Here is a 13,858-nt window from a genome sequence, read left to right on the forward strand (position 1 = left end):
GTTGCGCTGCCTGGGCACCTCGACGATGCGGGCATCGATCACCGTGCCGCAGCGGGCCTCGAAGCCTCGGGTTTCCAGAAAGCGGGTGAATGTCGAGAAGAGTTCATCGTGCAGGCCCCGTGCCTTCACGGACTCTCGAAACAGCCAGATCGTCTTCTCATCGGGAATGCGGCTCTCCGGCGTCAACCCCAGAAAGCGCAGAAACGTGAAGCGATCGCGGATCTGGAACTCGGTCTGGGCATCGGCCAGGTTGTAAAGACTTTGCAGGATCAGCACCTTGAACATCAGCAGGGGCGAGAAGCTGACGGGGCGACCGGCCTTGCTCCTCTTCTCCTTCGTCAGCCCCTCCTCAAGGATCGGCACGAACACCGACCAGTCGATCACCTCGTTTAGCGCCTTGAGCGGATCGCCCAGCTGATCGAGCTTGCCGAAGCGATCTTCGAGATCAAAGAAACCGGATTGGAGCATCGTCGTTTCTCGCGTTTTGTTGTTGGGGCGTTAGAATGAGTGAATTATTAGAGGTTCCCTTCATCGACGAGTCGGGGCTGTCGGAGCGGCCTACGCGCGTTCGCACCTGGGCGCCCAAGAGGCAGAGGCCGGTGATTCAGTTCCGCTTCAACTGGAAGCAATGGTCGATGATCGCCGGGGTGCGCTTCACGAACGCCTATTTCCGCCTGCACAAGGGCGCGATCAGGAGTGCGCAGATCGTCGATTTCCTGGAAGCACTGGTCAGGCAGATCGGTCGCAAGCTCCTGATTATCTGGGACAGACTCAAGGCGCACCGCTCCCGTGTTCTGCGGGACTACGTCGACAGCCTGGCAGGGAAGATGGAACTGGCCTTACTTCCGCCTTATGCGCCCGAGCTCAATCCGGTCGAATACCTGTGGGCCTGGCTCAAGCGACATGCCTTGGCGAACTACTGTCCGAATTCCATAAATGAACTCGCCACCACCACGCGCGGCAAGCTCCAATCGGCACAGCGACGCGCTTCGCTCATCGCCGCCTTCTGGAAACAGGCTGAATTGTTCTGATGTCAAGAGATTACGTAATTCTCAATAGTGGGCCGCTCCCGGGAGGAGTACAGAAAAGCCAGCCGGTGCTGTGGACACGAACAATCGATCGCTGTTCAGATAAAAAGGAGTTTGGCGGTGGCGGTCGGTGAGGCTGGCCTCCCTTTCAAACGACACTTGAGGGGTCCTCATACAGCTGCTCCAGCACGTACGCCTTGAGCGCCAGATGCTGCTGATCCTCTAGCCGGTCGAATTGCAGCCCGAGACGAAACCCGCCCGTGGCCGGATCCGAATTGACCGACCGAACGAGCGCTCTGGTCTCGATCGCCACCGCAGCCTCCTCTAGGCGCAAGGTGAAAGACAGCTTCACCCAACCCTCCTTGGCGGCAACCTCTCGGCAAGTCACCACCGCGGCCCCGGTCGTGCTTAAGTTGACGATCAGCGCGGCCGAGGCGGACGCGGACGCCTCGGCATCCTCGGGGCGCAAGCTCGCCACGATGCAAGTCTTGACCCGTGGAGCCTTGCGCACATTCACCGCTTGAACATGCGTCGGAAAAGATAGTTGGAGGCACTCCAATCCCTGTAGACACGCTCGCTCGACAAAGCTCTCGAAGCCGTAAGCCCGCCGTCCAGTGAACAGCCGCACGCGTACCTGCTCGCCTTCCAGCAAAGATACACACCCTCCCTCCTGCAGGGGTGATGTCACGAGTAAGGCCTGCCCTTCCCGATAGCCGATTAGGCGCACCACCACCCGTCGCGCCCCCAGGGGTCGCGGCAACTCGAGTTGCAGCCGGTCTCCGGGACGCAGCCCCATGGCTTGGAACAAGCGACGGACAGCCGCCTGGTCATCCCGAGCGTTGGAGAGCGCCGTTTCAGCTCTCGGCGGCGCAGCCTCCGGGACCAAATCCCGCTTCGCGCGACAGGCAACCAACAGTCGCGCAAGCTCCCGGCTGGCAACCACCTCTCCCCGTTCGAGAATCAATCGTCCGCTCTCATCGTATACGCAAAAAGGCAGTGGCTGCCCCGACTCGAGATCTTGAGGTTCGACCGCCACGAGCCCAGCGACCATGCCATTTCCCACTTTACCACTCCTTAGCCTGTACCCTCGCCGCTGTCTCGACCCAGGTCATGGGCCCATTTGAACGCTTCCAGCTGGTCCTGCATGAGATCGCCTAGGTTGAAGCCGGTAAATTGCTTGAGCGCCGCCATCACCTTGGCGACCTCGCCCGATTCGAGCCACTCCTGCAGCTCAAGCAGGCGGCCGAACATCCCCCTGCGCTTGAGCAGTGCCTCGGCAATTTCCGGGGCGAGATTCAGCTCCTCTACGATCTCGGCCATCGGCATGCCAAGCAAAGTGTCCAGCAGGGACAATAACCCCACCATAAAAGCCTGATCCCTCACCTCCGGTCGTTCGGGCACCTCCCGAGCGGCGAGCAACTCCATCAGCCTGGCGCGGGTGGCCACGAGCTGGATCAAGGGATTGGTCAGGTTGCCCCCCGCCACAGGGGCGGTATAAAGCAGAAGCTGCACCCAGCGCAGCAGCTGGCGCCGTCCCAGAACGAGGATGCCCTGGCGCAAGGAATGGATGCGCCTCGGCAAGCCGCTTGCGGCCGAGTTCACCAGGCGCAGTAGGTTGTAGGAAAGCCCCACGTGGGGTTTGAGCGCCTGCTCGATCTCGGCCGGACTTGCGTCCGCCAAAACCAGGGACAGGAGTCGCAGCAGCGCCATCTTCGTCGGGTCGGCCCGCTTGCTGGAAAGGATTTCTGGACGCGCGAAGAAATAGCCTTGGAACAACCGGAAGCCGAGGGCTCTGCATGTCTCGGCCCGCTCCGGAGTGTCCACTTTTTCCGCCAGCAGCACCACCGACCGCCCCCGCAGCGCTTCGACCGTTGCGCGCATGGAACTCTCTGAAGCAGCCTTGACGTCCACCTTGACCACGTCTGCCACGTCGAGCAGCCGCTCCAGCCGCTCGCCCGGCTCCACCACATCGTCCAGGGCGATGCGATAACCCTGGCGTCTGAGCTCGGCGCAGCGCTTGAGGACTTCCGGCACGGGCTCCACCGTCTCCAGCAACTCCAGCACTGCGCACTCCTTGGGCAGGAGCTCCACCGTGTCGCTCAGCAGGAGATCGCTACCCACGTTGATATGGCCCTTGTACGCTCCCAGCACCTGCTGCAAACCCAGGTCACAGAACGCTCCCACGATGACCTGGGCAGTGGCCAGGGAGTCATCTCGGATCACGGCCGGCCCGGTCGACGCGCTCCGGAACAGAAGCTCGTAGGCCACAGTTTGGCGCTGGGTGTCGAGGATGGGCTGGCGCCCGAGGTAGACGTCTCGCATACACTATTGGGTTGCGTCGATGGGCTGTCCGATGACCTAACGGCGTGCTGCATCGAAACTTGAGCCGCCTATTGCATGAATCGTGCTAGCGGTTCCCGCGCGCCAGTTCGGGTGGCGCTCGCGAAAACTTGACCGATGTCAAGATGCGCGGCAAAAACGATGTTACAATTGCCCGCGCCTGCGGGTAGGAAAAAGCCCAAAAACAGCATGAAAGGACGATTACTGCGCCTGCTCATCGCAGGAGACGCGACGTCGGCGCAGACCTGCCTCATCCCGCGGATGGAGGCCGAGGGATACCAAATCGAGGCAGAGCGCGTCGAAACGCTGACAGCTTTGACAACAGCGCTCTCGCTCCGGCCATGGGATCTCTTGGTGACGGAGCATGCCGTTCCGGGCTTCAATGCCTTGGCCGCCATTGTCTCGGCCAAGGAGATCCGCCCAGACCTTCCCGTGGTAGTGGTCTTGGATCCAATCGGAGAACAAGCCGCGGCGGACATCGTCAAAGCCGGCGCCGATGAATATCTGCTGCGGGACCACTTGTGGCGGCTTGCCCACGCGGTAGAGCGCGCCCTTGCCGTTGCCGCCGAACGGCGGGAGCGGCTCCAGGCCCAACAGGCCCTGCGGGAAAGCGAGGCCAAGTTCCGCAGCCTCGCCTGCCACGTGCCCGGCATGGTATTCGAGCTAGCCCGGGAGCGAAGCGGCGATCGCTTCACCTTCGTCAGCGAGGGCGCCCGGCCGCTTCTGGGGCTCGCCCCGGAAGCGCTCCTTGCGGATGCCGGGCGCTTCATCGAGCAGATCGTGCTCGAGGACCGGGCCAGCTTCCTCGAAGCGCTGTCCCACTCTGAGCGCCGCCTCGATACCTGTAACTGGGAAGGGCGCCTCGTCACCTCCTATAGCAACGGTCCCAAGTGGGTAAACGTGCGTGCTGGGCCTCGTCGCCGGGAAGACGGTACCGTGCTATGGGCGGGCATCGTGACCAACATCACCCGCAACAAGCGCATCGAGCTGGAAGCGAAGCGCTCCAGTGCGCAGCTTTTGGAGCTTTCCTCCCACGTGGAACGGGTCAGGGAGGAGGAGCGCGCCCGGATCGCTCGGGAGATCCACGACGACTTGGGCGGCACGCTCACGGCAGTCAAGCTGGAGCTCGCCTCCCTCATGAATCGCCTGCCGACGCAAAGCATGGACCTGTTGGGTCGAGTGAGCTCGATCCGCATCCTGGTGGATCGGGTCATCGCCGCGACGGAGCGCATCGCCCGCGATTTGCGCCCCCCAATCCTGGATTTCGGCCTGGCGCCAGCCTTCTTCTGGCAGGCGAAGGAGTTCGAAAACCGCCTCGGGATCGTGTGCGATGTGGAAGCAGAGCCGGAAGATCTAGAGCTCCCTGAGGAGCTGGCGACTGCCCTGTTTCGGATTTTCCAGGAGGCCCTGACCAATGTCTCGAAGCATGCGGAGGCATCCGAAGTGCGCGCCGTTTTACGCTATCAAGGAGGGCTGGTGAGCCTGGAGGTGATGGACAACGGGCGTGGGATCGAGGCCGCGGATCTCGCCAAACCGGGTGCGTTCGGCATTCGAGGCATCTTGGAACGTTGCCGTGCCCTGGGCGGCGAGGCGCACATCGAGGCGGGGCTAGCAGGAGGCACCCGGCTTCGAGTCCGCATTCCGGACTTTCAGACGAGCGGCCCGCCACGCCGGAACGAGCCGCACAAGCCTGGCCTGACCTCAGTCGAGGCCCGCCCATGATCCGAGTGCTTATCGTGGACGACCACGCGGTGGTGCGTCACGGGCTCAAGCAGATCCTCAATGATTGCGACGATCTTGACGTAGCAGGCGAAGCCGACAACGGGGTAGAGGCAATCCAGTGGCTGCGCCGCTACGGGCAAGGGTGCCAAGCGGTCTTGCTCGATATCGCCATGCCCAAACGGAGCGGTCTCGACACCTTGACCCAGATCCGGAACGAGTTTCCCCGCCTTCCGGTCCTGGTCCTGTCTATGTATCCGGAAGACGTGGTCGGGCTGCGCGTTCTCAAGGCAGGCGCAGCAGGTTACGTTTCCAAGCAGAGTGCTCCCGAGCTGCTGGTGGAGGCCATTCGCCAGGTGGCCTCAGGCCGCAAGTACGTGAGCCCCACCTTAGCGGAGCAGCTCGCCGACTCCATCGCCGGCAACGCTCAAGAGGCGCCCCACGAGCGCCTGTCGAACCGGGAATACCAGATTTTGTGCCTGATTGCTTCGGGGAAAGGCCTCACGCAGATCGCCGAGGAGCTCAATATTAGCGTCAAGACCGTGAGCGTCTACCGAGCCCGGCTGCTGGAAAAAATGCGGCTTAAAAACAACGCCGAGCTCATCCGCTACGCCATCTCTAAGGGCCTGGTGGAGTAGGCTGGGGCACTTCTCCTGTCCTGCGAGCGGGGAAATAACCCCTTTCCCCGCCTTTTTTCTGACCCTTGCGGCACGAATCGGCCACCCATAATGCTCGTGCATTCAGTGACCGGTTTGCCTTATGTCCACGAGCGCCGCAGATCCAGCCGCTATCGCTCGATCCACCTTGCACCGCCTGGCCCAGCAGCGGCTCGTGCCGACACCCGACAACTACGCCCGGGTGTACCGGGAGATTGCCGGTTTGCCGCTGGAGATCGATGGTTGGGAGCTGCTCGCAGACTGGTGCACCAGGCTGGGTCGAGAGGCGCCCGCTGCGGCCTCCCAGACTGATGCCGTGCAGAAAGCCATCGTCACCCGCAGCGAGCCTCTCGTGCGCACCGCGCTACAGGACCTGTCCGCGTTCATCGCCTCCCACCTCAACCTGGATTGGGCCGCTCTGGTGCGACATTTGCTGCGCCAATGGGACATTCCCCGCAAAGGCCTCACGCCGACCCGCAAGCGGGAAAGGTTGGAAAACGTGCTTGCTGCCCACGGCGGCCATGCGCAGGAATTGTTTCGACGGATAAAGGAGCTGGCTGACGCCTGGGCCCGGGCGCCCCAGGGCCTGGAGCCGGCGCCCGCACCCGCACCGCCTTCCGACGCTGACGGCGGGGAACTTCGCCATCTCCTTGCCGACACTCTGGAGCGTTTCGCTGCTTTTCTTGAAACAAGCAGCGCCGCCTCGGCAACGCAGGCCAAGCGTCTGGCGGAAGCCGTTCGGCAAGCTGATCGACCGCTTTCCGCCGACCGCTTGAGGGAACAGTTGCGCCACTTGTGGCTAAATGTGGAAATGCGCCTTGCCGAACAGGCGCAGCGCGATGAGTTGGCGCGCCGTCTGTTGAAACTGATGGCCGACAGCTTGGCCGAAAGCGTTCAGGAGACTCCGGGGCTTCACCAGCAAATGCGTGCGCTGTCCCAAGCCTTGGAAGCGCCTTTCGATCTGCCTGCGCTGGCACAGGCAGAGCGCGCCCTGCGGGATACCATCATCCGCCAAGGCGCGGTGCGCCGGTCGGTGCACGAATCACACCAGGCCCTCAAAAGTATGATCGCGTTGTTCATCGACCGGCTGGGAAGTCTTGCGGACGAGACCGGTCAATTTCACGGCCAAATCGAGCGTTACGCAAAGCGCATCAGCGGCGCCGCTGATCTGGACGAGCTGGGCACGATTCTGGCGGAAGTGCTGCAAGACACCCGGGCCATGGAAGCAAGCGCGCGCCGCTCCCACAAGGAGTTACAAGAAGCTCGCCGGCGGGCCGAGGAAGCGGAAGAAAAAATCCGCCATCTGGAAGCCCAACTTGCCCTGGCTGCGGAGAACGCTCGCGAGGACTCCTTGACCGGTGCGCTCAATCGCGTGGGCCTGGCCGAAGCGTGGCACCGGGAGGCGGCCCGCGCCGACCGGCATGGCGCACCCCTCGCCGTGGCCATGCTGGACGTGGATAACTTCAAGCAACTCAACGACGCTTGGGGCCATCAGGTGGGAGACGAGGCGTTGCGCGCCCTAGCTCAAACCATGCGCCATAGCCTGCGGCCGACCGACGTGGTGGCCCGCTATGGCGGCGAGGAGTTCGTCTTGCTCTTTCCCGAGACCGAGTTGGAAGAGGCGGCCAAAGTGCTCGTGCGCCTGCAGCGGGAGCTCACTAAGAATATCTATCTCCACGATCAACGCAGACCCATCGTGACCTTCAGCGCCGGAGTGACCCTGCGTCGCGCTGGAGAGGACGACAATGTGGTGCTGGGACGCGCAGACAAGGCCCTTTATCAAGCCAAGCGGGCGGGCAAGAACCGGGTCGCAGTGCTGCCACCGCCGCAGGGGGACGGACCGTGACCGAGCACCGCTTCTGCTCGGTCGGCTTGGGGGTACGAATCTATCCTTCGGCCCGCATTGTCGGTGCCGAATACCTCCATATCGGCGATCACGTCATCATCGATGACTTCGTTTTCATCCAGGCCACCAGCCCCAGTGTTATCGGCAACTACGTGCATATCGCCGCTTTTGCCTCCATCACCGGAGGCGGTCCGTTCGTGCTGGAAGATTTTGCCGGTCTCTCCTCGGGGGTGCGGCTTCTTACTGGAAGCGAGGATTTCCTAGGAGGCGGGCTGACTAATCCCACCATCCCCCCGTCTTACCGAGCCGTGCGACGCTCCCGCGCCTGGGTCCAAGCGCACGCCATCATCGGGGCGAATAGCGTCATTCTCCCCGGCGTAACCGTCGGTACAGGCGCCGCGGTTGGCGCTTTGTCCTTGGTGCGGCGCGACGTCGAACCATGGAGCGTGGTGGCAGGCAGCCCAGCGCGCCGCATCGGCCGGCGCCCCGCCGATACCTTGCTTGCCATGGAGCAATCGCTATATGCCCAGCACGGTAAGCCCGGACGGCTATTCCAAAACCTTTGTCCTGGCCAGGTAGTCCAGTGATCCGCTTCATCAAACCCGACCTTCCGCCACCGGAGCGCTGGCTGGCGTATCTGCGCCCGGCCTACCAGAACCATTGGTTTAGCAACTTTGGCCCCGTCCACGAGCTTTTTGCCCGGCGGCTCAGTGAGTGCTTCGGCATGGGTAGTCGCGTGGCAGTGCCGGTCGCCAACGCCACAGCAGGATTGGAGGCGGTATTGCGCGCCCTAGAGATCCGCGGTCGGGTCGTGGTGCCCTCCTTCACTTTTGCAGCCACCGCTCAAGCAGTCCTGGCCGCAGGGGCGACGCCGCTCTTTTGCGACGTGGATCCCGTGAGCTGGGAGCTCTGCCCAACGGCCTTGGAAGAGCTGCTCTCGTCCCGGAGCGCAAACGCCGTGGTCACCGTGCGGGCGTTCGGCCTCTGCCGTGACCTGGCGCCGCTGGAATCCGTCTGCGCTCGCCACGGCGTGCCCCTGATCGTGGATAGTGCCGCCGCCCTAGGCGGGGCGGGCCCTGGCATTCCCGTGGGCCATGCCGGCGTGGCCGAAATTTTCTCGCTACATGCCACCAAGGTGTTCGCCATCGGCGAGGGTGGAATCGTTCTGTGCCCTCCGCAGCTCGCAACCGCCGTGCGCCGGGCTATCAACTTCGGTTTTCAAGACGGAGACGTCATCGCCCGCGGCGTGAACGGCAAACTCTCCGAGTTTGCCGCGGCTATCGGTTTAGCGGCCCTTGATGAGCTGCAGCGCCACATTGCCGCACGGCGCGCCACCGTGGGCCGCTACCTCCAGCAGCTCTCGCCGTGGCTTGAAAGGGGGATCATCACCGCACCCCATGCCCCAGGCGAACCCCCTTGGCAAACGCTGCCCCTGCTGCTCGCCCCGGGCACGGACGCTGAAGCGCTGCGCCGATGTTGCATCCGCGCTGGCCTTGAGCTTCGCCGCTACTATCATCCGGCGCTGCATCGCACCCGGCTATTCCGCCACTACGGCCTGAAGCGCGCTTTGCCGGTTACCGAACGCCTTTGCTCCTCGATGATCTGCATGCCGGTGCACGCGACCATGAAGCCCTCGCTGATCGATGCGGCGAGCGCCCTCTTTAGCCAAGTCCTTACCGATACCTTCCGAGCACGAGAGCCGATCCATGAGCCTACCCGAGCCAGCGCCCACTGCACCTGATGCCCATTACCGATTCGCGCTGCAGTTCTTCGAAGCAATCGGGCGCGTAGAGAAGGCCAAACGCCGCCGCGATGACCGTGAGCGCCTGGCAAGGCTCCGCGCCCACTCCCAATACGCTGCCGCCTTCGACGCACCCGCGCCCCTGATATCAGTGATCATCCCCACCTATAATCGCGCCCGGATCATTCTTGAGCGTACCCTGCCTTCGGTGCTGCGCCAGGAATATCCCCATTGGGAATTGATCATCGTCGGCGATGGCGCCGATCCTGACAGCGCGCGGCTGCTGGCAGGAATCGAAGACCCGCGCGTGCGCTTCGTCAATCTGCGCCGCCGCGGGCGCTATCCGGAACTGGCCGGGCCACGCTGGTACGTGGCCGGTTGCAAACCCGCTAACGTAGGCCTGGCGCTTGCCCGGGGGCAATGGATCGCCCATTTGGACGATGACGACGAATTTTTTCCCCAGCACTTGGGAGATCTCTTGGAGCTCGCAAGGCAACGCCGCGTCGAATGGGTCCACTCAGAAGTCGAATTCATCCGTGGCAACGGCCGCCCGAACGTGAGAGTGGGGGGAGAAATCCCGGCACTGGGGCACATCGCCCGCATCTCATCCTTGTACCACGCCGGATTGAAGTCCTTCCACTACAACGGGGCCAGCTGGAAGTATTTTTACCCTGCCGATTGGGATCTTTGGGAGCGTTTCCTGGAAATGGGGGTCACCCATGCCCACCTGCCGCGGGTAACGGCAGTCCACCATGGCCCCCTTTCCCGTTTTGCGGAAGAGGGCCTAACAAGCACCCCGTCCGAGCCTACCAAAGTCCGCGACGACGCGCATGCTTACGCCCGCTGGTGCGCCCACAAGCGCCTGCGCCTAATTCACGGCCAAGTGTATGCCGAACGGATGATGCTGCGCTGGCGCTCGCGCCCGACGCTACACGTTGTGGTGTACGCGAGGCACGGGGAGGAAGAACTACTCGCAGACACCCTGGATTCCCTCTCTACCCAGCTCTATCGCCAACTCGAACTTACGGTGATGGCCGAATTCCCAGCGCCAGCAGCCGAGGGTCCTGTGGCTGCAGGTGTCCGCTGGATTTCGCCTGATGCACCCCTATTCGCCGTAGCGCCACCTCCCGAGGATTGGATCGTGTGCCTGCCGGCCGGCGCTCGGCTTGCCCCCCATGCCTTGTTTTCTATCGCCGACTACGCCGATGCCCATCCTCGCTGGCGCTTGATCTATTGGGATGACGACCGCATCGATCCTGGCGGAAACCGTTTGAATCCCCGCTTCAAACCCGACTTTAACCTAGATCTGGCTCGCTCCATGCCTTATGCCGGCCCCGGGATTGCTGTGCGGGCAGACGCTTTCGCCGAGGTATCGCCAGCGCATGATTACGATCTTCTCCTCCAAATCCTGGACCGCTACGAGGAGGAAGCCATCGGGCACATCGCGGATGTGCTACTGAGCCTTCCCAGCAAGCTGGAAGCCGGGCTGCACACGCCTTCTACCCGAGCGGCCCTGACGCGCCACCTGCACCGCCGTGGCATCCAGGCCGAGCTGGCCGATGGGTTTATCCCTGGCACCGTGCGGGTCATCTACCACCACCCGGACAGACCCCTTGTTTCCATCATCATACCGACAAAAGACAAACTGGAATTCCTTCAACCCTGTGTCGAAAGCCTTTTCGCCAAGACCACCTATCCCCACTACGAAGTAATCCTGTGTGACAACGGCAGCAGCGATCCAGACGTCTTGGCGTACTACGAAACGCTCGAGGAAAAACATGGCGAATGGGTGCGGCTGCTATCCTATCCCTATCCTTTTAACTTCGCCGCCATGTGCAACGCCGCAGCCAAAGAGGCCCGCGGGGAATATCTGCTGTTTCTGAACAACGACACACAGATCGTACAGCCGGAATGGCTGGAACGCATGATGCTCCACGGCATGCGCCCCGACGTTGGAGTCGTAGGCTGCCGGTTGGTGTACCCGGAGTCCGCGGCCCTTCAACATGCTGGCATAGTGCTTGGCCTTACAGATATCGCCCACCATGCGTTCAGTGACGGCAAGACCAGCCTGAGCGATTCCGGTTACATGAACCGCGCCCAGGTGGACCAAAACTATTCGGCGGTGACTGCAGCATGCATGCTGGTGCGGCGCAATGTCTATTTGAATGCCGGAGGCATGGATCAAGAGAATCTTGCCGTGCTGTTTAACGACGTGGACTTCTGTCTGCGCCTCGCCAAACAAGGATACCGGGTAGTTTGGACGCCGTTTGCCACTGTAGTTCATCATGGCTCCACTTCCATCCACGATGAGCGCAGGGACTTGAAGAAACTCGCCTTAGCTGCAGAGCGCGCGGAGAAAGAGCGCCTCTGGATGCTCTCCCGCTGGCTCCCCCGACTTGCCCGGGATCCTGCGTACAACCGTAACCTCGCCCTCACCGCCCTGGACTTCCGGGTGGAGGCCGGTGCTGTGCCGGAATGGGATCCCGAGTTTCACGACCGTCCACGGGTGCTGGGTCTTCCCTTGGCAGGGGGCTCCGGCGAGTATCGCATCCGTGGCCCTTTCCGAGCCTTGTCCGACGCGGGCCTTGCCCAGTGCACCGCCATCGATCCTCCTGGCCTCATGCAGGCAAGGGTGCTGAGCCTCATCGAGATGGAGCGTTTGGCTCCCGACACGCTAGTATTGCACGCGGCGATCAACGACGCCTACCTGCAGGCACTCGAACTCTATAGCCGTTTCCTTCCGCGAATGCTGCGCGTCATGAGCCTGGATGATCTTATTACCCAGCTTCCGCCTAAGAACGCTTTTTACCGCTTCGCCTTCAAAGACGCCAAACCGCGTCTACGCCGTGCAGCGGCCTTGTGTCAGCGCCTAATCGTCTCCACCGAGCCTTTACGGGAACTTACCCGCAGCATGTGCGATGACGTGCGGGTGGTGCCTAACCGGCTGGAGAGCGATCGCTGGCTCGGATTGCACTCGGCGCGCCGGGCAGGCCGTAAGCCACGGGTGGGTTGGGCCGGCGCCCAGCAACACCAAGGGGACCTGGAACTCATCTACGACGTGGTGCGCGCTACCGCCCAGGAGGCCGAATGGGTGTTTTTCGGCATGTGCCCGGAAGCGCTGCGCCCCTACGTGCACGAATTCCACGAATTCGTCTCCTTCGACGAATATCCCGCCAAGCTCGCGAGCCTCAACCTGGACCTGGCCATAGCGCCTCTAGAGCTCAATGCCTTCAACGAGGCCAAAAGCAACCTGCGGCTGCTGGAGTACGGCGTGCTGGGTTGGCCGGTGGTGTGCACTGACATTTATCCCTACCATGGGGCCCCGGTCACCCGTCTGCCAAACGAACCCCGCGTATGGATCGAGGCGATCCGGGAACGGATCCACAATCTGGATGCAGCAGCACAAGAAGGCGACAGGCTACGCGAGTGGGTACTCGCGAGCTACCTTTTGGAAAATTCCTTGGAGGAATGGCTAGACGCGCTTACTGACCGGGCCCCGGTCCAGGCCCGGCCGTGCGCCCCGGCTTTACCCTAAAGTTTTCCCGTCAGCCATCCGATAACCGGCACAAGGCGGTTGTGCGACGCGAATCGAGCGGTCGGATCGCCCCAGTTACATCGAATTGAAAGGAGATCGGAAATGGCACTTGTAGTCAACACCAACATCGCGTCGCTGAACGCTCAGCGCAATCTGTCTGCATCCCAATCCCAATTGCAGACCGCCATTCAACGCCTGTCCTCTGGGCTGCGGGTCAATAGCGCCAAGGACGACGCTGCGGGTCTGGCGGTGGCAGAAAGCTTCACTTCCCAAATCCGGGGCACCAATCAAGCGGTGCGTAACGCCAACGACGGCATCTCCCTTGGCCAAACGGCCGAGGGCGCCTTAGCCCAGATAGCCAACAACCTGCAACGCATCCGCGAGATCGCGGTGCAGGCCGCTAATGGCACTATCAGCGACACCGACCGTGGCCAGTTGCAAAAGGAGGTGGATCAGCTCACTCAGGAAATTTCCCGCATCGTCCAGACAACCACCTTCAACGGCACCTCGCTGCTGTCAGGTTCCTCGACGCTGACCTTCCAGGTGGGTGCAAGCGGAGTAGCGTCTAACCAGGTTTCCGTGACCACCACCGATCTCGCGACCAACGGATCTGCAGGTCTTTACTCTTACAGTGGCACCCTCACTGCGACAGGCGTGGTCAACGTATCCACCTCAGCCAACGCTTCAGCGGCGATCGCCAACCTGGACGCCGACATTTCTAAGGTAAGCACGGTGCGCGCCACTTTCGGTGCCGTGCAAAACCGGTTCGAGGCCGTGATCGCCAACCTGCAGAACTATGCCGAGAACCTCACCGCTTCCCGCAGCCGGATCATGGACGCGGACTTCGCCGCCGAGACGGCAGCCCTCACCCGCGGTCAAATCCTGCAACAGGCCGGCGTTGCGATGCTGGCGCAAGCAAACGCTCTGCCCAATACCGTGCTCTCCTTACTACGGTAAGCTCCGTGCCGCCCGCGCCGCTTCTCCGGCGCGGGC

The 13,858-nt window shown here is 62.4% G+C and carries 10 protein-coding genes and 1 pseudogene; 8 read left to right on the plus strand and 3 right to left on the minus strand.

Annotation, left to right across the window (positions count from 1 at the left end; translation table 11 throughout):
• On the minus strand, nucleotides 1-468 hold a 468-nt coding region (locus ACTFO6_RS08180), incomplete at its 3' end, for a transposase (protein ID WP_439933967.1).
• A 53-nt stretch (nucleotides 469-521) separates the two neighbouring features.
• Between ACTFO6_RS08180 and ACTFO6_RS08185 the strand changes: the two are divergent.
• Nucleotides 522-1,031: pseudogene (locus ACTFO6_RS08185) on the plus strand (IS630 family transposase); the annotation flags it as partial.
• A 145-nt stretch (nucleotides 1,032-1,176) separates the two neighbouring features.
• Here the strand turns inward: ACTFO6_RS08185 and ACTFO6_RS08190 are convergent.
• The gene (locus ACTFO6_RS08190; RefSeq protein ID WP_439933968.1) at nucleotides 1,177-1,836 is read right to left on the minus strand and encodes a flagellar brake protein; all 660 of its coding nucleotides are present in this window, start codon (nucleotides 1,834-1,836) and stop codon (nucleotides 1,177-1,179) included.
• Nucleotides 1,837-2,102: 266 nt separating this feature from the next.
• Nucleotides 2,103-3,350, minus strand: a complete 1,248-nt coding sequence (locus ACTFO6_RS08195) for an EAL and HDOD domain-containing protein (protein ID WP_439933969.1) — start codon at nucleotides 3,348-3,350, stop codon at nucleotides 2,103-2,105.
• 372 nt (nucleotides 3,351-3,722) lie between these two features.
• On the opposite strand from ACTFO6_RS08195, the gene ACTFO6_RS08200 reads away from it, so the two are divergent.
• The 7 genes from ACTFO6_RS08200 to ACTFO6_RS08230 all read left to right on the plus strand — a co-directional run bounded on the left by ACTFO6_RS08200 (nucleotide 3,723) and on the right by ACTFO6_RS08230 (nucleotide 13,822).
• Complete coding sequence (locus tag ACTFO6_RS08200) at nucleotides 3,723-5,090, plus strand: histidine kinase (protein ID WP_439933970.1); 1,368 nt, start codon at nucleotides 3,723-3,725, stop codon at nucleotides 5,088-5,090.
• Entirely contained in the window at nucleotides 5,087-5,725 is a 639-nt protein-coding gene (locus ACTFO6_RS08205) for a response regulator (RefSeq protein WP_439933971.1), read from the plus strand. Before ACTFO6_RS08200 ends, ACTFO6_RS08205 begins: the two co-directional genes overlap by 4 nt.
• A gap of 166 nt (nucleotides 5,726-5,891) precedes the next feature.
• Nucleotides 5,892-7,589 carry a diguanylate cyclase gene (locus ACTFO6_RS08210; RefSeq protein WP_439933972.1) on the plus strand — a complete coding sequence of 566 codons (1,698 nt, stop codon included), beginning with the start codon at nucleotides 5,892-5,894 and terminating at the stop codon, nucleotides 7,587-7,589.
• A complete protein-coding gene (locus ACTFO6_RS08215; protein WP_439933973.1) occupies nucleotides 7,586-8,176 on the plus strand; it encodes an acyltransferase in 591 nt (196 codons plus the stop codon). Before ACTFO6_RS08210 ends, ACTFO6_RS08215 begins: the two co-directional genes overlap by 4 nt.
• Nucleotides 8,173-9,330: a DegT/DnrJ/EryC1/StrS family aminotransferase gene (locus ACTFO6_RS08220; protein WP_439933974.1), complete on the plus strand. Its 1,158-nt coding sequence runs from the start codon at nucleotides 8,173-8,175 to the stop codon at nucleotides 9,328-9,330. The genes ACTFO6_RS08215 and ACTFO6_RS08220 overlap by 4 nt, the downstream gene beginning before the upstream one ends.
• Nucleotides 9,296-12,865, plus strand: coding sequence for a glycosyltransferase (locus tag ACTFO6_RS08225; RefSeq protein WP_439933975.1), 3,570 nt, complete (start codon nucleotides 9,296-9,298; stop codon nucleotides 12,863-12,865). Before ACTFO6_RS08220 ends, ACTFO6_RS08225 begins: the two co-directional genes overlap by 35 nt.
• 102 nt (nucleotides 12,866-12,967) lie before the next feature.
• Complete coding sequence (locus ACTFO6_RS08230) at nucleotides 12,968-13,822, plus strand: flagellin N-terminal helical domain-containing protein (protein WP_439933976.1); 855 nt, start codon at nucleotides 12,968-12,970, stop codon at nucleotides 13,820-13,822.
• Nucleotides 13,823-13,858: the final 36 nt, after the last annotated feature.

The organism is Pelomicrobium sp. G1 (genome assembly GCF_051905455.1).
Classification (GTDB): Bacteria; Pseudomonadota; Gammaproteobacteria; order Burkholderiales; family UBA6910; genus Pelomicrobium.

Bases quoted from the DNA above. Each gene is read 5' to 3' on its own strand.
- ACTFO6_RS08195 (WP_439933969.1), bottom strand. From the start codon at position 3,350: ATGCGAGACGTCTACCTCGGGCGCCAGCCCATCCTCGACACCCAGCGC.
- ACTFO6_RS08205 (WP_439933971.1), top strand. From the start codon at position 5,087: ATGATCCGAGTGCTTATCGTGGACGACCACGCGGTGGTGCGTCACGGG.
- ACTFO6_RS08225 (WP_439933975.1), top strand. From the start codon at position 9,296: ATGAGCCTACCCGAGCCAGCGCCCACTGCACCTGATGCCCATTACCGA.
- ACTFO6_RS08230 (WP_439933976.1), top strand. From the start codon at position 12,968: ATGGCACTTGTAGTCAACACCAACATCGCGTCGCTGAACGCTCAGCGC.